This is a genomic window from Methylobacterium sp. 37f (genome assembly GCF_023093475.1).
Lineage (GTDB): Bacteria > Pseudomonadota > Alphaproteobacteria > Rhizobiales > Beijerinckiaceae > Methylobacterium.
Genome location: NZ_JAGHKN010000004.1, coordinates 62,433 through 82,694 on the forward strand (window position 1 = coordinate 62,433; position 20,262 = coordinate 82,694).

A 20,262-nucleotide genomic window follows, 5' to 3' on the forward strand; every position below is an offset into this window, starting at 1 on the left:
ATCGGATGGATGAGCCAGAGCGACGACCGACAGCGGGATCTCATCGCCAGCCTCGATTTCCATGTCGAGGCCGGACTCGACCTGTTCCTCGACGAGGCGCCCCACGACCGCTTCTCGGAAGCGGAGGCGCCCGAGCTGGTGCCGGCGGCGCCCCAGCTGGTGCCGGCAGCGCCCGCGCGGCTCGCCCCGACGCGCGACGGTCCGGCCCCGCAGCGCCCCCCGTTGCGCGGTGCCGACATGGTCCTGGCGGACCTGCCCGAGCGCGGTGCGGCCCCGCCTCCGCCGGCCCGGACCTTCGGCCAGTCGGCCTCGGCCAAGCCCGGAGAGGCGGCCGGCGATGCCCGGGCGCGGGCTCGCGAGGTGCAGACCCTGGAGGAACTGGAAGCGCTGCTCGCCGGCTTCGACGGCTGTCCCCTCAAGTTCACCGCCAAGAACCTCGTCTTCGCCGACGGCAATCCGGCGGCCAAGCTGATGTTCATCGGCGAGGCGCCGGGCGCCGACGAGGATCGCGTCGGCAAGCCGTTCATGGGCCGCTCGGGCAAGCTCCTCGACCGGATGATGGCCGCCATCGGCCTCGACCGGACGGCGGCCTACGTCACCAACATCGTGCCGTGGCGCCCGCCGGGCAATCGCAACCCGACCCCGCAGGAAGTCGCGATCTGCCGGCCGTTCATCGAGCGGCAGATCGAACTGGCCGATCCCGACCTGATCGTGTGCCTGGGAAGCCCGGCGACCCAGACCATCACGGGCACCAAGGACGGCATCCTCAAGGCGCGGGGCCGGTTCTATCCCTACCGGGTCGGGACGCGCGAGATCCGCGCGCTGGCGACCCTGCATCCGGCCTATCTGCTGCGGCAGCCCCTGCAGAAGCGCCTCGCCTGGCGGGACTTCCGCACCCTGCGGGCCGCCCTCGACGGAAAGGCCTGAGCCCGCTACGGCGTCTGCACAAGCGGAACCGTATTTGCGGGCTGCGACTTAACTCACGCGGTCGTGTTCCTTGCCGCGCGTCCGAACAGGGTGTCACGAGATCATGCGCTGGGAAGATTTCCGTTCTTCGGACAACGTCGAGGACCGGCGCGGTGAAGGTGGCGGCGGTGGTGGATTCGGATTCCCCGGCGGTGGTGCAGGCGGCCTCGGCATCGGCGCCATCGTGATCCTGACCATCATCGGATGGGTCACGGGCATCAACCCCGCGATCCTGATCAGCGGGGCCGAGCAGATGTCGGGCGGCGGGCGTCCGCGCCAGGAGCAGGTCGATCCGCAGACCCAGGCCCAGCGCAAGACCAAGCCCACGGATGAGAGCGGCCGTTTCGCCGCTGCGATCCTCGGCAACACCGAGGATGTGTGGAAAGAGATCATGCCGAACCAGACGGGACGCCAGTACCGGCCGACCGCGATGGTGCTCTATACCGGCGGCACCCGCAGCGGCTGCGGTTCGGCCCAGGCCGCCATGGGTCCGTTCTACTGCCCGCTCGACAAGAAGGTCTATCTCGACACCTCCTTCTTCAAGGAGATGGAGCAGAAGTTCGGCGTAAAGGGCGACTTCGCCTACGCCTACGTCATCGCCCACGAGGTCGGTCACCACGTCCAGGACGAACTCGGCATCCTCGGCAAGGTCCAGAGCCGCCAGCAGAGCGCATCGAGCAAGACCGAGGCGAATCAGCTTTCCGTGCGCGTCGAGCTGATGGCCGACTGCCTTGCCGGCGTCTGGGCCAAGAACTCGAACGACAAGTACAATGCCCTGGAGCCGGGCGACATCGAGGAGGCCATGCGGGCCGCGAGCGCTATCGGCGACGACAAGCTGCAGAAGCAGTCGCAGGGCTATGCGGTGCCGGACTCGTTCACCCACGGCTCGTCCGAGCAGCGGATGCGCTGGTTCATGACCGGCTATCGCAGCGGCCAGACCAAGTCCTGCGACACGTTTCGCGCGGCGCGTAACTGAGCCGCGTCCACCACGCTGTCGGGAGGAAGGCGGTTCGGCTAGACTCGTGGCCGTTCCACACCCATCCGATTGAAGGCACATCACGATGGTCGCATCGGACAAGACCCGCAGCTTCATCCCGCTGACCATCGCGGTCCTGACCGTGTCCGACACCCGCGGCGCCGAGGATGACCGCTCCGGCGACACCCTCGTCGAGCGTCTCAAGGCGGCGGGTCACGAATTGGCGGCCCGGGCCATCGTGCCGGACGAAGTCGAGGCGATCCGGAACCAGGTCGAGTCCTGGTGCCGCGACCCTGCGGTGGACGTGGTCATCACCACCGGCGGAACCGGCTTCACCGGTCGCGATGTGACTCCGGAGGCGATCGAGCCACTGTTCGAAAAGCGCATGGACGGCTTCTCGGCCGTGTTCCACCGCATCTCCTACGACAAGATCGGGACCTCGACGCTGCAATCGCGCGCCACTGCCGGCGTCGCCAAGGCCACCTACATCTTCGTGCTGCCGGGCTCGCCGGGCGCCTGCCGCGATGCCTGGGACGGAATCCTCGCCGCCCAGCTCGATTACCGGCACCGCCCCTGCAACTTCGTCGAGATCATGCCGCGCCTCGACGAGCATCTGCGTCGCGGCGCGTCGATCACGGTCTAGCCGATCGTCCGGCTTCGGACGGGCTGGTGTATTTCGGCTTTCGAACGCGTCGTTAACCGTACCGCAAGCGCCGCGCCGTCTCATGCGGAAGCATCGTCACCGTTCGGTTCTGCAGGGACATCATGGTCGCAAAGCACGCGTCGAACCTGGATCAGTTTCGCAGCCGCCGAAAATTCGAGCGGGTGGAGATGGCCGAGCAGGCGACGGCTGTCTTCGATGACGGAACCCGTCTCACCTGTTTGATCCACGACATGTCGAATGGCGCCGACGCGCGAATCGGGATGCGCATCGAACTGTTCGACTGTCCCGCCTCCGGCGTGCCGAAAAGCTTTCTGGTAATCATGAAATCCGGACGGGTGATCCGCTACACGCCGGGCTGGAACGAGCGCCTTTAGGCGCCCTCGCTCACCTCATGATCGCTCGAGACGGGCCGGAACCCGGCGGACCTTGAGCCGCCGCGCGAATTTCGGCCCCGACAGCAGCCGGTCCCGGCGTACGAGATCGCCCGGTCGCGGCGCGGTCACGCCGATGACGCTCTCGCCCCGCGCGGCGAGCCGGGAGGGCAGGCCGGTATGCGGACGGCGCAGGCGCGCCAGGGACACCTCCGGTCGGGCGGTGCCGATGAAGCGGTCGAGCAGGCGGATCCAGCCCTCCGCCGGGACATCGCCGGCTTCGAGGCAGAGCACCCAGTCCCGCCGCGCCGCTCTGGCGCCGGCCGACCACGGCGACGCGCCGCGTCCGCGCAGGACCACCTTGGCGCCCGTCGCCTCCGCGACCGTCTCGATCGCCGGGTTCGCACCGGCCACGATGATCACCGCATCGCCGACGAGGCCCGCCGCCACACCCGCCACCAGAGCGCCAAGGGTGTCGGCCAGCCGATCGATCGCTTCCGGGTCGTTGGGCCGCGTGATGGAGATCAGTGCCGAAATCATGCGCGCGCATACCGCATTTTTGCGTGAGGCCAAATTTCAACGTCTCTGATGGGCCATCTCACACAACGGAGGCGCGTGCAGGGGGGGAGGAATGCTGGCCTCGGACCAGACGGCCTCGCGAGTTCCCTGGGACGTACCTATTCGTTCGTGTTATGTTCTCGTCCGGGCAACGGGAATACTGGAGCGGATGCGGAACACGCGAACGGCCGATCTCACGGTGACGGAGAGCGCGCCCCGGCGTCTCGCCGAGACCACGCCCCTGCCGTCGGGCCGCCGCGGCCGGGGCGCCACGGCCAATCCGGGCAGCCGCTTCGAGTCGACGGGGCGGGAGGCCTTCGCGGATGGCTGGCCGGATCGCGATGCACCGGCGCCTCTGCGCACCGAGGTCCTGCCGGAGCAAGCGCGCACCCTGATCACCCGCAACACCTCGCCCGACATCTCGTTCGATCGCTCGATCAACCCCTATCGGGGCTGCGAGCACGGCTGCGTCTACTGCTTCGCCCGTCCGAACCACGCCTATGTCGGACTCTCGCCCGGCCTCGATTTCGAGACCAAGCTATTTCAGAAGGCGAATGCGGCCGTCCTGCTGGAGCGGGAACTGTCGGCTGCAAACTATCGCCCGGCCACCATCGCCCTCGGGACCGCCACCGATCCCTACCAGCCGATCGAGCGCGAGCATCGCCTGACCCGCTCGGTGCTCGAAATCCTGGCCCGTTTCCGCCACCCGGTCGGCATCGTCACGAAGTCGAACCTCGTCCTGCGCGACATCGACCTCCTGGCCGAGATGGCGCGGGACGGGCTCGTGAAGGTCGCGGTGTCGGTCACCACCCTGGATCCGGAGCTGGCGCGCCGCCTGGAACCGCGCGCCCCGCATCCGGAGAAGCGCCTGGAAGCGATCGGCCGGCTGAGCGAAGCCGGCATTCCCGTGATGGTGATTGCGGCACCGATCATCCCGTCGCTGAACGATCACGAGGTCGAGGCGATCCTGACCCGGGCGCGCGCCCTCGGGGCCATCGAGGCGAGCCATGTCCTGCTGCGGCTGCCCCTCGAACTCGATGCCCTGGTCGACGACTGGTTCGCCGAGCATTACCCGGGGCGGCGCCGGCACGTGATGTCGCTCGTCCGGCAGGCCCGGGGTGGCAAGGCCTACGACGCCGCCTTCGGCACCCGCATGACCGGCACCGGCGCCTATGCCGACCTGATCCGCGACCGCATGCGCCTCGCCCGGCAGCGTCTCGGTTATCCCGAAGAGCGCCGCCGCCTGCGCACCGACCTGTTCAGGGTGCCGACCGACCAGCTGTCCCTGTTCTGAGATCGTAGGCACGGGTGAAGCTGAGGCGGTGATGCGGCGAGCGGCCGACAGCCGCCAGCCCCGCCAGGTGCGTGCGGGTGCCGTAGCCGACATTGCTGGCCCAGCCGTAATCCGGATAGCGCCCGGCGAGGCGCCGCATTAGCGCATCGCGCAGGGTCTTGGCGACGATCGAGGCGGCGGCGATCTGCGGCACGAGCCGGTCGCCTCCAACGACGGCGCGGCAGGGCAAGGCGCGGCAGGGCAAGGCGAGGCCCGGAACCGGGTCGCGGCCGTCGACCCAGACCGGCGCATCGAGTTGCAGGGCCAGGACGGCCCGCCGCATGGCGTCGAGGGTGGCGCCGCGGACATTGATGCGATCCACGAGGGCGCGGGAGCCCGCGGCCACGGCGACGCGGGCATGGCGGCGGATCAGCGGCGTCAACGCCTCCCGTTCGGCCGCCTTCAGGCGCTTGCTGTCGTCGAGGCGTGCCAGGAGGTCGGGGGGGAGGGCGTCGGGCCGAAACCACACGGCCGCGACCACGACGGGGCCGCACAAGGCCCCGCGCCCCACCTCGTCGCATCCGATCACGGCTGGATAGGTCGCCGCCAGAAGCGGGTCGAACGGCGGCATCGCGGCAAGATCCGTGCACAGGGGGCCTGTTGGCCCGTCCCTAGCCCGGCCACGGCAACCCGTCCACGCCTCAACCGAGATGGATCGCCGCTTCCGCCTGAGTTTCCAGGGCTGGCCGGCGCGCCGGTACGGTGCCGTGCGCGACGGCGATGTTGTCGTAGAACTGGCGCGCGCTCTCCGCCCACGTATAGCGCAGGGCCTCCGCGCGGCACCGCGCCCGCGGCAGGTCCAGGGCCGCCATAGCCGCTGCCCGCAGATCGTGGTCGAGGATGCCGGCGCCGGAACCGCCGATGACGTCGAGGGGCCCCGTCACCGGATAGGCGGCCACCGGCACCCCGCAGGCCAGGGCTTCGAGGAGCACGATGCCGAAGGTGTCGGTTAGGCTCGGGAAGACGAAGACGTCGGCGCCGGCATAGAGGGCGGCGAGGTCGGCGCCGGTCCGGGTCCCGAGGAAGCGCGCGCCCGGATCGATGGCGGCGAGGCGCGCCCGATCCGGACCGTCCCCGATCACGACCTTGGTGCCGGGCAGGTCGAGGCGCAGGAAGGCCTCCAGGTTCTTCTCGACCGCGAGGCGACCGACCGAGAGGAAGATCGGTCGGGGCAGCCCGGCGAGATCGGCCGGTTCCGGCGCATTCGTCGGCCGGGGCTGGAACAGGTCGGTGTCGACGCCGCGCGTCCAGCGCATCAGCTTGGTGAAGCCGCGCGCGTCGAGGTCGCGTTCCAGGGAGGGGGTCGACACCATCGTGCCGTTCGAGGCTCCGTGGAACCGGCGCAGCCAGGCGTAGCTCCAGGCCTCCGGCACGGGCGCGCGCGCGGAGAGGTATTCGGGGAAGCGGGTGTGATAGCTCGTGGTGAACGGCCGGCAATGGGCGAGGCAGTAGCGGCGGGTGGCGTAGCCGACCGTGCCCTCGGTCGAGATATGCACATGGGTCGGGCGCAGATCGTCCCACAGCCGCGCGACGTGGCGCTTGGTGGCGTAGGCCAGCCGGATCTCCCGATATCCGGGCAGCGGCACGGAGGCGAAGTCCTGATGCGTCAGGAACACGGTCTCGAAGCCGAAAGCCGCGCCGGCCGCCGCCATGTTCTCCAGGGAGCGGACGACGCCATTGACCTGCGGGTGCCAGGCATCCGTGGCGATGAGGAGTCTCACGCGACGGCCCGGGCTCCGTCGGGGCGGGGATGCCCGACCAGATCGGCGCGGGCGGCGCGGGCGCGCAGCAGGCTCGGGTAGTGCAACACCTCCATGGTGCCGTCGTAATGCTCGACGATGGCGGTGCAGGATTCGACCCAGTCGCCGGTGTTCAGGTAGGTCAGCCCGTTGATCTGGCGGTTGGCGGCGTGATGGATGTGGCCGCAGATGACCCCGTCAGCCCCAACGCGCCGGGCTTCGGCGCTCAGCAATTCCTCGAACTTGCCGATGAAGTTGACCGCATTCTTCACCTTGAGCTTGGCCCAGGCCGAGAGCGACCAGTAGGCGAGTCCGAGGCGCCGGCGCGCGGTGTTGACGTAGGTGTTGATGAACAGCGCGAAGGTGTAGGCGCCGTCGCCCAGGAAGGCGAGCCACTTGGCGTGGCGCACCACCATGTCGAACTGGTCGCCGTGGATGACGAGGTAGCGCTTGCCGTCGGCGGCCACATGCAGGCGCTGGTCGGCGACCTCGATGCCCCCGAAGGTCATGCCGATGTAGTCGCGCAGGAATTCGTCGTGGTTGCCCGGCACGTAGACCAGGGTGGAGCCCTTGCGCACCTTGCGCATCAACTTCTGCACCACGTCGTTGTGGCTCTGGGGCCAGTACCAGCCCGACTTGAGCTGCCAGCCGTCGACGATGTCCCCAACAAGATAGATCTCGTCCGCATCGTAATCGCGCAGGAATTCGAGCAACAGATCGGCCTGACAGCCCTTGGTGCCGAGATGCATGTCCGACAGAAACAAGGTCCGGACGCGGGTCGTCTCGGTATCTTCGCCCACGCTCGCCTCCGGGACAGCCTCAGATGTGGCGAGCCAAACCGGATTCCCGTATCAGTTTGATGACGCCGACCCGTGCGTCGGCGAGGGTACCGCAACGCGACGTAAGCCCTTCTTCCACGAAAAAAATTTTGATTTGGAAGTAAGTATTTCGGGTTTTCCTTTCCCCGCGAAGGCGGGCATAGTCCTCCGCAAGGTGCCCCACCGGGCGGCGTTCGAAAACGCATGGCCGGAGCCCATCGAGGCAAATCAAGGGTGCCGTTCCCGGGGACGACGACGCTGAAACGGCCCAGCGGCGCGCGCATATCCAGCGTGCGACCCGGCCCATGGAGAAGAGGCGTGAGGCATTCGGTGGCGCGCGGGACGGAGGATGTCGGAGGTCGAACTCCGGCCGGCTCATCCGTCCGCACGGCGCGCGACCGGGTCCCGAACGCCGGCGGGCTCGTCCCACAATCCGGCACATCGGCGGCCGCGTCGGCCTAGTCCCGGACGTCTCGGGACAGAGCCGCGCGGTTCGTTCAAACCATCCAGAACCTTGCATGCCGCAGGTGAATGCCTGCGGAGACGAAGAGAAAGCGGAGAAACATCATGGCGGCAACGCGACGTCCCGGCCGGAACCACCTGTTCGTCCCGGGCCCGACGAACATCCCGGATCGCGTGATGCGCGCGATGATGGTGCAGTCCGAGGATCACCGTTCGGTGGACTTCCCCTCGCTGACCAAGCCGCTCTTCCAGGACACGAAGGCCGTCTACGGTTCGACCGAGGGCACCATCTTCCTGTTCCCGGCCTCCGGCACCGGCATCTGGGAATCCGCCCTGTCGAACACCCTGTCGCGCGGCGACAAGGTCCTGGCCGCCCGCTTCGGCCAGTTCAGCCACCTCTGGATCGACATGGCCCAGCGCCTCGGCCTGGAAGTCATCGTCCAGGACGAGGAGTGGGGCACGGGTGCGAGCCCGGAGCGGATCGGCGAGGCCCTGCGCGCCGACAAGAACCACGAGATCAAGGCCGTCATGGTCGTCCATAACGAGACGGCGACCGGCGTCACCAGCGATATCGGCGCCGTGCGCAAGGCGATCGACGCCGCCGGCCACCCGGCCCTGCTGTTCGTCGACGGCGTGTCCTCGATCGGCTCGCTCCCCTTCAAGATGGACGAGTGGAAGGTCGATTGCGCCATCGCCGGCTCGCAGAAGGGCCTGATGCTCCCCGCCGGCCTCGGCGTGATCTGCGTCAGCCAGAAGGCGCTCAAGGCCGCCGACACCTCGTCGGGCCAGAACGACCGCCTCGCGCACGTGTACTTCGACTGGGCCGACCACCAGAAGCAGAACCCGTCGGGCTACTTCCCCTACACCCCGTCGCTGCCGCTGCTCTACGGCCTGCGCGAGGCCCTGGCCTGCCTCAACGAGGAAGGCCTGGAGAACGTCTATCACCGCCACCACGTGCTCGGTGAGGCGACCCGCCAGGCCGTGGCGGCCTGGGGCCTGAAGACCTGCGCCAAGGAGCCCAAGTGGAACTCCGACACGGTCACCGCCATCCTGGTGCCGGAGGGCGTCGACGCCGCCGCGATCATCAAGCACGCCTACGTGCGCTACAACCTGGCGCTGGGCGCCGGTCTGAGCCAGGTGGCCGGCAAGGTGTTCCGCATCGGCCACGTCGGTGACATGAACGAGCTGTCGCTGCTGGGTGCCATCGCGGGTGCCGAGATGTCGATGCTCGACCATGGCATGAAGGTCCAGCCCGGCTCCGGCGTCGCCGCCGCGTCGAGCTACCTGCGCGAGAACCCGCTCCACAAGGCCTGAGCTTCTCGAAGCCCGACACGCGACCGGGATGGGTTCGCCCATCCCGGTCACACCCGCGACCCTATCGGTGACGTGCCCAAGCGGTGACGCGCCCTATCCGAGACTTGGCCGGATCGGCCAGAGGATTCCATGACGAAGAAGATCGTGTTCCTCGACCGCGAGTCCCTGGACGCCAAGGTCCGTGAATTCAACTTCCCGCACGAGTACGTCGAGTACGAGTCGACCTGGACGCCGGAAGAGATCGTCGAGCGCTTGAAGGGCGCCGAGATCGCCCTGATCAACAAGGTCCCGATGCGGGCCGACACCCTGAAGCAGCTTCCCGACCTCAAGTTGATCGCGGTCGCCGCCACCGGAACCGACGTGGTCGACAAGGAGGCCACCAAGGCCCAGGGCATCACCGTCGTCAACATCCGCGGCTATGCCTTCAACACCGTGCCCGAGCACGTCATCGGCCTGATGTTCGCGCTGCGCCGGGCCATCGTGCCCTATGCCAACTCGGTGCGCCGGGGCGATTGGGCGAAATCGACCCAGTTCTGCTACTTCGACTACCCGATCCACGACATCGCCGGCTCGACCCTGGGCATCGTCGGCTACGGCGCCCTCGGCAAGTCCATCGCCAAGCGGGCCGAAGCCCTCGGCATGACGGTCATCGCCTACGACGTGTTCCCCCAGGAGGGCCTCGTCGATTTCGAGACGATCCTGCGCGAGTCCGACGTCATTACGCTGCACGCGCCGCTGACGCCCGAGACCCGCAACATGATCGGGCGCGAACAGCTCGCGAAGATGAAGAAGCATGCGCTTCTCATCAACACCGCGCGCGGCGGCCTCGTGGACGAAGAGGCTCTGGCCGAGGCCCTGAAGGCGGGCACCATCGGCGGCGCCGGCTTCGATGTGGTGATGACCGAGCCGCCGAAGAACGGCAACATCCTGTGCGAGCTCGACCTGCCCAACCTCATCGTCACGCCGCACGTGGCCTGGGCCAGCAAGGAGGCCATGCAGATCCTCGCCGACCAGCTCGTCGACAATGTCGAGGCTTTCGTGGCGGGCAAGCCGCAGAACGTGGTCTAACCTGACCTCGACGTGGTCGAGGACCGAACTGCGCATCCATAAGAACCGATCGTCATTCCGGGGCCGCGAAGTGGAACCCGGAATCCCAGAACACAGGTGGTATTCCAGTCGGTGACCTCGGCGACTCTGCATTCCGGGCTCGACGTCGGCGCCCTGGATTGACAGCGCGGGACGTGCCGCCGAACGGACATACCAACACGAACGCCAGCCGCGCCGAGACGCGGGCGAGAGGACGCCAAATGAAGAAGCTTCTGTTCCAATTCGATACCGACGCCGTTCCGAGCGTGTTCGACGTGGTGGTGGGCTACGATGGCGGCGCCGACCACATTACCGGCTACGGCAACGTCACCCCGGAAAATGTCGGCGCCCTGGTCGACGGCACGATCTACACCCGCGGCGGCTCCGAGAAGAAGTCGACGGCGATCTTCGTCGGCGGCGGCAGCATGGCGGCCGGCGAGGCCGTGTTCGAGGCGGTGAAGAAGCGCTTCTTCGGCCCCTTCCGCGTGTCGATCATGCTCGATTCCAACGGCTCCAACACCACCGCCGCCGCCGGCGTCGCGCTGGTCCAGAAGGCCGCCGGTTCGCTCCAGGGCAAGAAGGCCGTCGTGCTCGCCGGCACCGGCCCGGTCGGCATGCGCTCGGCCGCGCTCCTCGCCCAGGAAGGCGCCGAGGTCATCCTGTGCGGTCGGTCGCTCGACAAGGCTCAGGCCGCCGCCGACCAGATCAACACCCGCTTCAAGGTGAGCATCAAGGCCGCCGAGACGCCCGACGCCGCCTCGCGCGCCCAGATCGTCAAGGGCCAGAACCTCGTGTTCTCCGCCGGCGCCATCGGCCTCGAGCTGCTGCCCGAGGATGCCTGGAAGGACGAGGCCAGCATCGAGTTCGTGGCCGATTACAACGCTCAGCCACCCCTCGGCTTCGGCGGCATCGAGGCCATGGACAAGGGCAAGGACCGGCACGGCAAGAAGGTGTTCGGCGCCCTCGGCATCGGCGGCCTGAAGCTCAAGCTGCACCGCGCCTGCGTCGGCCAGCTCTTCGACAACACCGAGCAGGTGCTGGACGCCGAGGCGATCTACGCCCTCGCCAAGAAGATGGCCTGATCGCCATGGCCGAGAAGGAAAATCCCGCGCACGAGACGATCCAGACCTTCCTTGACGGTCTCGCGAGTTCGGCGCCCACCCCCGGCGGGGGTGGTGCCGCCGCCATCTCGGGCGCCATGGGCGCCGCCCTCCTCAGCATGGTGTGCAACCTCACCATCGGGAAGAAGAAGTACGTCGAGGTCGAGGGTGAGCTGAAGGACATCCTCGGCAAGTCCGAGGCCCTGCGCGCCGAACTCACCGGCATGATCGCCGACGATGTCGCCGCCTTCGACGCGGTGATGGGCGCCTACGGGCTTCCCAAGACCACCGACGAAGAAAAGGCCGCGCGGGCGGACACGATCCAGGCCGCCCTCAAGGTCGCCACCGACGTGCCGCTCGAATGCTGCCGCGCCTGCCGCAAGGTCATCGACCTCGCCCAGATCGTGGCCGACAAGGGCAACCTCAACGTCATCTCGGATGCCGGCGTGGCGGTGCTCTCCGCCCATGCGGGCCTGCGCAGTGCCGCCCTCAACGTCTACGTCAACGCCAAGGGCCTCGACGACCGGGCCTTCGCCGACGAGCGCCTGCGCGAGCTGGAAACCCTGATGGGCTCGGCCGGTCCGCTGAACGAGTCCATCTACGAGATCGTCAAGGCCAAGGTGAACTGACGCCTCGGGTCAACTGGGGCGGTTAAACCCCCAGGCTAAGCCGCAAGGCATCGGGCCAAGACAAACCGGACGATCGGCGATATCAAGAGCTGCTCCCGACGCCATCGGGGCAGCTCTTGTGCAAACTGAATACAGTTCACCGCCCCTCAAGGCAGAGTGAACGCCAATGTAAAAAAATATAAACGGCCAAGCACTTTCCGTGAAGTGAAATTTACGAGACAGTCGGGCCAACGAAGAAACGCCGAGGAGAACGCTGATGGACGTGCACGAGTACCAGGCCAAGGAACTGCTTGCCGGCTTCGGTGTCGCCGTTCCAAAGGGCGCCGTCGCCTTCAGCGCCGATCAGGCGGTCTATGCCGCCACCGAGCTCGGCGGATCGTTCTGGGCCGTCAAGGCGCAGATCCATGCCGGTGCCCGCGGCAAGGCCGGCGGCATCAAGCTGTGCCGGACCTACAACGAGGTTCGCGACGCCGCCAAGGACCTCCTCGGCAAGCGCCTGGTGACGCTCCAGACGGGGCCCGAGGGCAAGCCCGTCCAGCGCGTCTATGTCGAGACCGCCGACCCGTTCGAGCGCGAACTCTACCTCGGCTACGTCCTCGACCGGAAGGCCGAGCGCGTCCGGGTCATCGCCTCCCAGCGCGGCGGCATGGACATCGAGGAGATCGCCGCCAACGAGCCGGAGGCGCTGATCCAGGTGGTGGTCGAGCCCGCCGTCGGCCTGCAGCAGTTCCAGGCCCGCGAGATCGCCTTCCAGCTCGGTCTCAACATCAAGCAGGTCTCGGCCGCCGTGAAGACGATCATGAACGCCTACCGGGCGTTCCGCGATTGCGACGGCACCATGCTGGAGATCAACCCCCTCGTCGTCACCAAGGACGATCGGGTGCTGGCCCTCGACGCCAAGATGTCCTTCGACGACAACGCCATGTTCCGCCGGCGCAACATCGCCGACATGCACGATCCCTCGCAGGGCGACCCGCGCGAGGCCCAGGCCGCCGAGCACAACCTCTCCTATATCGGCCTCGAGGGTGAAATCGGCTGCATCGTCAACGGTGCCGGTCTGGCCATGGCCACCATGGATATGATCAAGCATGCCGGCGGCGAGCCCGCGAACTTCCTCGATGTCGGCGGCGGCGCCTCGCCGGACCGGGTCGCCACGGCCTTCCGCCTCGTCCTGTCGGATCGCAACGTGAAGGCGATCCTCGTCAACATCTTCGCCGGCATCAATCGCTGCGACTGGGTCGCCCAGGGCGTGATCCAGGCGGCGCGCGAGGTGAAGATCGACGTGCCTCTGATCGTCCGGCTCGCCGGCACCAATGTCGAGGCCGGCCAGAAGATCCTGGCCGAGAGCGGCCTCGATCTCATCACCGCCAACAGCCTGTCCGACGCCGCCGCCAAGGCCGTCGAGGCCTGCGCCGCCGCCAAGAACAACCGCTAAGAGAGGGGAGGATACGTCATGAGCATTCTGATCGACGAGAAGACCCCGATCCTCATCCAGGGCATCACGGGCGACAAGGGCACCTTCCACGCCAAGGAGATGATGGAGTACGGCTCCAACGTCGTCGGCGGCGTCACCCCGGGCAAGGGTGGCAAGACCCATCTGGGCGTGCCGGTGTTCAACACCGTCAAGGAGGCCGTCGAGGCGACCGGCGCCACCACCTCCATCACCTTCGTGGCCCCGCCCTTCGCGGCCGATGCCATCATGGAAGGCGCCGATGCCGGCCTCGCGCTGATCTGCTCGATCACCGATGGCATCCCGGCCCAGGACATGATGCGGGTGAAGCGGTATCTGCGCCGCTACCCCAAGGATCGGCGCACCATGGTGGTCGGCCCGAACTGTGCCGGCATCATCTCGCCCGGCAAGTCGATGCTCGGCATCATGCCCGGCCACATCTACCTCAAGGGCAATGTCGGGGTGATTTCGCGCTCGGGCACCCTCGGGTACGAGGCGGCCGCCCAGATGATGGAAGAGGGCATCGGCATCACCACCTCGGTGGGCATCGGCGGCGACCCGATCAACGGCTCGTCCTTCCTCGACCATCTCGCCCTGTTCGAGCAGGACCCGGAGACCAAGGCGGTTCTGATGATCGGTGAGATCGGCGGCCCGCAGGAAGCCGAGGCCTCGGCCTGGATCAAGGAGAACATGACGAAGCCGGTCATCGGCTTCGTCGCCGGCCTTACCGCCCCGAAGGGCCGCCGCATGGGCCATGCCGGCGCGATCATCTCGGCGACCGGCGATTCCGCCGCCGAGAAGGCCGAGATCATGCGCTCCTACGGACTGACCGTCGCTCCGAGCCCCGGCGAGTTCGGTTCCACGGTGGCGCAGGTGATGCGCAAGCTGGCCGCGTGAGATCGAAAACCCTCTCCCATCCGTGGGGGAGGGTGGTCGCGGAGCGACCGGGAGAGCGGTAGGCCATCCGCGAAGCGGTCGCCTCCTCTCCCGCCTGCTCCGCAGGCACCCTCTCCCGCAGAGGGGGAGGGGGTCCGTCGCGCTTCCAGGCCCGAAGCTTGATCGTCCTGATCGCCGATCGCATGAGCCCGGCGGCTGCAACACACCAATCCATTGCCCGCCTCCGTCGCGGTCAATCGGCTGATACTCCCCTCGAGGTGGCCTTCGATGACGGATACCCTTCACGCCCCGGTCGGAGCCGTCGACCTCACCTTCGCGCCGCCCGTGATCACGGGCACCTCGTCGAAGGAAGCGCTCGACATCCTGTTCCATGCTCTCCTGGCTGTGGCGCGCCGCCATGAGCCCGAGCTTGAGGACGTGCTGCACGGCCGCGCCAACATCTCGGAATTCTCGCCCGAACTGCTGGCCCGCGCGCTGCAGGTGCAGGGCATCTGGTTTCAGCTTCTCTCGATCGCCGAGCAGAACGCCGCCATGCGCCGGCGCCGGCAGGTGGAGCGCACCAAGGGCCGCGAGGCGCTGAGCGGCAGCTTCAGCGCCGTCCTGGCCGACGCGGCGGCGAACGGCATCAAGGCGCCGGAGATCCACGCGCTGCTCAAGGACCTGCGCATCCGCCCGACGATCACCGCGCATCCCACCGAGGGCAAGCGCGTCACCGTGCTGGAGAAGTTCCGCCGCATCTACCTGGTGCTGCGTGAGCTGGAACTGCCGCGCTGGACCGAGCGCGAGCGCAACGGCCTGATGAACGAGCTGCGGGACCAGATCGAACTCGTCTGGATGACCGGCGAACTCCATCTGGAGAAGGCCACCGTCGAGCGTGAGGTCGCCTGGGGCCTGCACTTCTTCGACGAGACGCTGTTCGAGATGCTGCCCGAAGTGCTCTACTCCCTGGAGGAGAGCCTGGCGCAGTATTACCCCGACGAGAAGTTCGAGGTGCCGGCCTTCTTCCAGTTCGGCTCCTGGATCGGCGGCGACCGCGACGGCAATCCCTACGTCACCTCCTCGGTCACCCGCACCACCCTGCAGCGCAACGCGCTCGCCTCCCTGCGGCGCTACCGTGACGGCGTCACCGCGCTCGGACGGACGCTGTCCCTTACCGAACGCTCGCTGCCGGTGCCCCCGACCTTCAAGACCGAGCTGGCGCAGATGCTCGCCGAGAGCGGTGACGGCCGCGCCATCGCCAACCGCAACCCGGGCGAGGCCTATCGCCAGTTCCTCACCTGCATCCTGCGCAAGCTCGAGGCGACGATCCTGCGCAACAAGGGCCAGCGCTCGACCGGACCCGATTATCCGAGCGCCGACGCCCTCATCAACGACCTGCGCATTCTGGAACAGGGCCTCGCCGACGCGAAATGCGCGTCGCTGGCGGTCGACCTGGTGCGCCCGGTGCGCCGCATGGTCGAGATCTTCCGATTCTCCACCGTCCGCCTCGACCTGCGCGAGAACACCACCCGCACCACGAAGACCCTGCAGGCCCTGTGGGTTCAGTCGAACGGGCAGAACCGCACCCCGCCCGACGTCGATTCTCCCGAGTGGAAGAAGTGGCTCATCGACGAGCTGGCCAAGCCGCGCACGGGCGAGCGCAGCTTCGAAGACCTGCCGGACGACGCCCGCGAGACCCTGGAGACCTTCGCGCTGGTCGGCGAGATGCGCGAGCAGCTCGACCGCGAGGCCTTCGGCTCGTTCATCCTGTCGATGACCCGCTCGGTGCAGGACATCCTCGGCGCCTATCTGCTGGCCAAGGAGGCCGGCAACTTCCTCGACGCCGCCGGCACCGAGATCTGCTGCCTGCCGGTGGTGCCCCTGTTCGAGACCATCGACGATCTGCGCGCCGCACCGGCGATCATGAAGGAGCTGTTCTCGATCCCGGTCGTGCGCCGCTCCACCCGCTGGCAGGGCGGCGTGCAGGAGGTGATGATCGGCTACTCGGATTCGAACAAGGACGGGGGCTTCGTCGCCTCGAACTGGGAGCTGTACAAGGCGCAGGACAAGCTGACCCAGCTCGGCAAGGCCTCCGGCGTGCCGATCGCGTTCTTCCACGGCCGCGGTGGCTCGGTCAGCCGTGGCGGCGCCCCGACCGCGCGGGCCATCGCGGCCCAGCCGCCCGGCTCGATCAACGGCCGCTTCCGCACCACCGAGCAGGGCGAGGTGGTCTCGTTCAAATACGCCAACCGGGGCACCGCCGCCTACCAGATGGAGCTTCTGGCCTCCTCGGTGTTCGAGCACGCTTTGAAGTCGGAGCGCGAGGCCGCCAAGATCCCCCGCAATGAATTCGACGACTGCCTGGAGGCGCTGTCCGGCGCCTCGCGCGCGGCCTACGTCAACCTGATCCAGCACCCCGATCTGGTGACCTATTTCGGTGCCGCGAGCCCCCTCGACGAGATCGCGCTTCTCAACATCGGCTCGCGCCCGGCCCGCCGCTTCGGCGCCCGCTCGCTCTCCGACCTGCGCGCCATCCCGTGGGTGTTCGCCTGGTCGCAGAACCGCCACGTCATCACGGGCTGGTACGGCGTCGGTTCGGGCCTGAAAAGCTTCCTCGACGTGCGCGGTCAGCAGGGCGAGGCTCAGCTGAAGCGCCTGTTTGCCGAATCGAAGCCGTTCCGGCTCATCCTCGACGAGGTCGAGAAGACGCTGCTGATGGTCGATCTGGAGATCGCCCGCGATTACGCGAGCCTCGTCCCCGACGAGGGGGCGCGCAACAGCATCTTCCCGCTGATCGAGGCCGAATACGCCCTGACCCGCGAGATGGCCCTGCGGGTCAGCGGCGGCAGCGAACTGGCGGAGCGCTTCCCCCTGTTCCGCGATCGCCTCAACGGGCGCCTGCCGACGATCAACCAGGTCAGCCGCGAGCAGGTGGAACTCCTCCGCCGCTTCCGCTCGGAAGAGGACGAGGACCAGCGCGAGGCGGTGAAATCCGCCTTGCTGCTCTCGATCAACTGCATCGCCGTCGGCTTCGGTGCGACGGGGTGAGGATGCTGTCAGGAAACCGAGGGCCGCCCCAGGCCCTCGGGCTTGCGCTCAGGCGCATCCGGACCGGTATGGTGGCCCGACCGTCGGGTCTCATGAACGACCAGAACACTCCCAACAGGAAGGAATCCCAATGAGCTTCACCCTGATCCAGCAGGCCACCCCGCGCCTTCACCGTTCGGAGCTCGCCGTTCCGGGCTCCAACCCGACCTTCATGGAAAAGTCCGCCACCTCGAAGGCCGACGTGATCTTCCTCGATCTCGAGGACGCGGTCGCTCCGGACGACAAGGAGCAGGCCCGCAAGAACATCATCCAGGCGCTCAACGAGATCGACTGGGGCAACAAGACCATGATGATCCGCATCAACGGTCTCGACACCCACTACATGTACCGCGACGTGGTCGACATCGTTGAGGCCTGCCCGCGCCTCGACATGATCCTGATCCCCAAGGTCGGAGTGCCGGCCGACGTCTACGCCATCGACGTGATGGTGACGCAGATCGAGCAGGCCAAGAAGCGCGAGAAGAAGATCGGCTTCGAGGTCCTGATCGAGACCGCGCTCGGCATGGCCAACGTCGAGGCGATCGCGACCTCATCGAAGCGCCTCGAAGCCATGTCGTTCGGCGTCGCCGATTACGCCGCTTCGACCCGCGCCCGCTCGACCGTCATCGGCGGCGTCAACAAGGACTACTCGGTCCTGACCGATAAGGACGAGTCCGGCAACCGCGAGACCCATTGGCAGGACCCGTGGCTGTTCGCCCAGGCCCGCATGATGGTCGCCTGCCGCGCCTACGGCCTGCGTCCCATCGACGGCCCCTTCGGCGACTTCTCCGATCCGGACGGCTACACCTCCGCCGCCCGCCGCTGCGCCGCGCTCGGCTTCGAGGGCAAGTGGGCGATCCACCCCTCGCAGATCGATCTCGCCAACGAGGTGTTCACCCCGTCGGCCGCCGAAGTCGACAAGGCCCGCCGCATCCTGGCGGCCATGGAAGACGCCGCCAAGGCCGGCAAGGGCGCCGTGTCCCTTGATGGCCGCCTGATCGACATCGCCTCCATCCGCATGGCCGAGGCACTGATCGAGAAGGCCAACGCGATGTCGGCGAGCTGACACGCGAGCGACCAGACGAACTAACCCGCACCTTGGCCGCCTCTTCGGGGGCGGCCCTTTTGTTTGGCGAGGGTTCTGGGGATGCCAGGGCACCGAATCGGGCCCTCGTCCGTTAGCAGACCGCCGTCATCGGCAAGCGTTGCTGAAAATCTACAAGATCAGCGTGTCACGCTCTCGCATGACACGACACCACGACTAGGTATTCAGGGAGATCCGATCATGCACGTGACCATCGAAGACGCGCACAAGGCTATCGAGGCAGCGCGCGCCAAGGCCGTCGAGCTCGGCACACAGATGTGCATCGCCGTGGTTGATTCGGGTGGAAACCTGAAGGCGTTCTACCGGATGGACGGCGCCTGGGTCGGCTCCATCGATATTTCGCACAAGAAGGCCAAGACCTCCGTGTTCTTCGGCATGATGACCGGCCAGATCGGCCAGCTCTCGCAGCCGGGCGGGCCGCTTTACGGCATCGAGCACTCGAACGACGGGCTCATCACCTTCCCGGGCGGCATCCCGATCGTCGACAAGGACGGTGAGATGTCCGGCGCCATCGGCGTCAGCGGCTCCACCGTCGAGAACGACCACGCGGTGGCGCTGGCCGGTGCCAGCTCGATCGGATCGACGGAACTGCCTGCCCACCCCTGGCGGACCTGACCCGACCCCGTCACCGACGCGGGCGATCCGGCACCGAACAGCAAAAAGCCCCGCTCGCGAGAGCGGGGCTTTTCTCGTCCGGGACGTCCCGGTCCGGCGACCCCGCAGGGCCGCCGGACCGAATGATCCTAGTACGAGCCGAATTTGTAGTTGAAGCCGGCCTTGATGAGGTTGCCCTCGGTGTTGAAGCGCGAGGTGTACGAGCCGGTGGCGGGCGCACCCAGACCGGTGTTGTTCACCAGCACGTTGCGGCTGCCGAGGTCGTAGCGCAGGTACTCGGCCTTCAGCGTGATGGCGCTGGCGCCGATGAGACCGCCGATGAAGTTGAAGCGGTTCAGGAAGCTGTCGGTGGGGATCGCGTACTCGACGCCGCCGCCGTAGACGTAGCCCGTCTCCATGCCCTTGTAGCGGCCGAAATAGGCGAGCTGGCCGGCCGTGTTGAAGAAGTCGGCCTGATACTTGACCTCGCCGTAGGCGAAGCCGCCGGTCCCGTAGACCAGGAACCGGTCGAAGGCGTAGCCGAGGCGGCCCTGCACGGTGCCGAGGTAGTTCAGGCGGTTCCGGTAGCTGCTCGGATCCGGGATGAAGTTGTTCTGCGCGATGGCCGGGCCGAGATAGTCGCGGCGCTTGCCGATATCCGTCCAGGTCACGTCGGCCTCGGCGCCGATGACGAAGCCGGAGCCCGGGGTGAGCTGATAGTTGTAGCCGATGCCACCGCCGATATTGCCGATGCCGTCCTGCTCGGCCTTGAAGTTCGGCGCGCGGCGGCCGAGAGCGACGTTCCTGGCAGTGTTGTCGTTGTTGCCCAGCGTCCGGATGTTCTGGCTGTCGCTGAAGGTGTAGGAGCTGTGCGTTCCCACATAGATGCCGGTCCAGGTAAAGACCGGGATCGGGGTGAAGACCGGCGCCACTTCGCGGCGCGGAAGGTCAGCAGCGTTGGCCGCGCCGAGGGCGACGAGCGAAGCAACGCCGGCCAGGAGGAATTTTGAGATCATCGGGGTGTCTGTCCCAGGGTCGGAGAGTTGTTGGCCAAGCTATCCTCGGTTGTTCATCTCGACTATGCCCCGCAAGACACACCCCCCTCGGAAGCGTCTCAGGCCGTACCGAATTTCT

Annotated in this window: 19 protein-coding genes; 14 read left to right on the top strand and 5 right to left on the bottom strand. The window is 67.4% G+C overall.

From position 1 onward, the window contains the following. Positions 1 to 9: 9 nt before the first annotated feature. The 4 genes from J7U37_RS04050 to J7U37_RS04065 all read left to right on the top strand — a co-directional run bounded on the left by J7U37_RS04050 (position 10) and on the right by J7U37_RS04065 (position 2,980). Entirely contained in the window at positions 10 to 927 is a 918-nt protein-coding gene (locus J7U37_RS04050) for a uracil-DNA glycosylase (protein ID WP_247634892.1), read from the top strand. A gap of 103 nt (positions 928 to 1,030) precedes the next feature. Next, positions 1,031 to 1,942, top strand: a complete 912-nt coding sequence (locus tag J7U37_RS04055; protein ID WP_247634893.1) for a neutral zinc metallopeptidase — start codon at positions 1,031 to 1,033, stop codon at positions 1,940 to 1,942. Between the two features lie 85 nt (positions 1,943 to 2,027). Then, entirely contained in the window at positions 2,028 to 2,585 is a 558-nt protein-coding gene (gene moaB / locus J7U37_RS04060; RefSeq protein WP_247634894.1) for a molybdenum cofactor biosynthesis protein B, read from the top strand. A 122-nt stretch (positions 2,586 to 2,707) separates the two neighbouring features. Beyond that, positions 2,708 to 2,980: a PilZ domain-containing protein gene (locus J7U37_RS04065; protein ID WP_056189418.1), complete on the top strand. Its 273-nt coding sequence runs from the start codon at positions 2,708 to 2,710 to the stop codon at positions 2,978 to 2,980. A 15-nt stretch (positions 2,981 to 2,995) separates the two neighbouring features. Here J7U37_RS04065 and J7U37_RS04070 read toward each other — a convergent pair whose 3' ends face one another. Further along, on the bottom strand, positions 2,996 to 3,517 hold the full coding sequence (locus J7U37_RS04070) for a hypothetical protein (RefSeq protein ID WP_247634895.1): 522 nt from the start codon (positions 3,515 to 3,517) through the stop codon (positions 2,996 to 2,998). 187 nt (positions 3,518 to 3,704) lie between these two features. On the opposite strand from J7U37_RS04070, the gene J7U37_RS04075 reads away from it, so the two are divergent. Then, positions 3,705 to 4,829, top strand: a complete 1,125-nt coding sequence (locus J7U37_RS04075; RefSeq protein WP_247634896.1) for a PA0069 family radical SAM protein — start codon at positions 3,705 to 3,707, stop codon at positions 4,827 to 4,829. On the opposite strand, the gene J7U37_RS04080 is transcribed toward J7U37_RS04075, so the two are convergent. From J7U37_RS04080 to J7U37_RS04090, 3 genes are all read right to left on the bottom strand, one after another. Beyond that, a complete protein-coding gene (locus tag J7U37_RS04080) occupies positions 4,795 to 5,439 on the bottom strand; it encodes a ribonuclease HII (protein WP_247634897.1) in 645 nt (214 codons plus the stop codon). The two genes, J7U37_RS04075 and J7U37_RS04080, sit on opposite strands and share 35 nt — an antisense overlap. 70 nt (positions 5,440 to 5,509) lie before the next feature. Continuing rightward, the gene (locus J7U37_RS04085) at positions 5,510 to 6,589 is read right to left on the bottom strand and encodes a glycosyltransferase family 1 protein (RefSeq protein ID WP_056189407.1); all 1,080 of its coding nucleotides are present in this window, start codon (positions 6,587 to 6,589) and stop codon (positions 5,510 to 5,512) included. Further along, positions 6,586 to 7,407, bottom strand: coding sequence for a UDP-2,3-diacylglucosamine diphosphatase (locus tag J7U37_RS04090; protein WP_056479103.1), 822 nt, complete (start codon positions 7,405 to 7,407; stop codon positions 6,586 to 6,588). The genes J7U37_RS04085 and J7U37_RS04090 overlap by 4 nt, the downstream gene beginning before the upstream one ends. Before the next feature lie 585 nt (positions 7,408 to 7,992). Here J7U37_RS04090 and J7U37_RS04095 point away from each other — a divergent pair. The 9 genes from J7U37_RS04095 to J7U37_RS04135 all read left to right on the top strand — a co-directional run bounded on the left by J7U37_RS04095 (position 7,993) and on the right by J7U37_RS04135 (position 19,149). Next, positions 7,993 to 9,201, top strand: a complete 1,209-nt coding sequence (locus J7U37_RS04095) for an aminotransferase class V-fold PLP-dependent enzyme (RefSeq protein ID WP_056189401.1) — start codon at positions 7,993 to 7,995, stop codon at positions 9,199 to 9,201. Between the two features lie 129 nt (positions 9,202 to 9,330). Beyond that, on the top strand, positions 9,331 to 10,269 hold the full coding sequence (locus J7U37_RS04100) for a D-2-hydroxyacid dehydrogenase (protein ID WP_247634898.1): 939 nt from the start codon (positions 9,331 to 9,333) through the stop codon (positions 10,267 to 10,269). Positions 10,270 to 10,508: 239 nt separating this feature from the next. Further along, positions 10,509 to 11,369 (top strand): NADP-dependent methylenetetrahydromethanopterin/methylenetetrahydrofolate dehydrogenase, encoded by an 861-nt coding sequence (locus tag J7U37_RS04105; RefSeq protein WP_247634899.1) that lies wholly within the window; start codon positions 10,509 to 10,511, stop codon positions 11,367 to 11,369. Between the two features lie 5 nt (positions 11,370 to 11,374). Continuing rightward, the gene (gene fchA / locus J7U37_RS04110; RefSeq protein ID WP_247634900.1) at positions 11,375 to 12,016 is read left to right on the top strand and encodes a methenyltetrahydrofolate cyclohydrolase; all 642 of its coding nucleotides are present in this window, start codon (positions 11,375 to 11,377) and stop codon (positions 12,014 to 12,016) included. Positions 12,017 to 12,272: 256 nt separating this feature from the next. Continuing rightward, entirely contained in the window at positions 12,273 to 13,451 is a 1,179-nt protein-coding gene (locus tag J7U37_RS04115) for a malate--CoA ligase subunit beta (protein ID WP_056189389.1), read from the top strand. A gap of 18 nt (positions 13,452 to 13,469) precedes the next feature. Then, positions 13,470 to 14,363 carry a succinate--CoA ligase subunit alpha gene (sucD, locus tag J7U37_RS04120; RefSeq protein ID WP_056189386.1) on the top strand — a complete coding sequence of 298 codons (894 nt, stop codon included), beginning with the start codon at positions 13,470 to 13,472 and terminating at the stop codon, positions 14,361 to 14,363. A 267-nt stretch (positions 14,364 to 14,630) separates the two neighbouring features. Beyond that, positions 14,631 to 17,390, top strand: coding sequence for a phosphoenolpyruvate carboxylase (locus tag J7U37_RS04125; protein ID WP_247634901.1), 2,760 nt, complete (start codon positions 14,631 to 14,633; stop codon positions 17,388 to 17,390). A gap of 130 nt (positions 17,391 to 17,520) precedes the next feature. After that, positions 17,521 to 18,495 (top strand): CoA ester lyase, encoded by a 975-nt coding sequence (locus J7U37_RS04130; protein ID WP_056189381.1) that lies wholly within the window; start codon positions 17,521 to 17,523, stop codon positions 18,493 to 18,495. Positions 18,496 to 18,714: 219 nt separating this feature from the next. After that, positions 18,715 to 19,149 carry a heme-binding protein gene (locus tag J7U37_RS04135; RefSeq protein WP_056189378.1) on the top strand — a complete coding sequence of 145 codons (435 nt, stop codon included), beginning with the start codon at positions 18,715 to 18,717 and terminating at the stop codon, positions 19,147 to 19,149. Positions 19,150 to 19,277: 128 nt separating this feature from the next. Here the strand turns inward: J7U37_RS04135 and J7U37_RS04140 are convergent, their stop codons facing one another. Continuing rightward, complete coding sequence (locus J7U37_RS04140; RefSeq protein WP_056189375.1) at positions 19,278 to 20,144, bottom strand: porin family protein; 867 nt, start codon at positions 20,142 to 20,144, stop codon at positions 19,278 to 19,280. Positions 20,145 to 20,262: the final 118 nt, after the last annotated feature.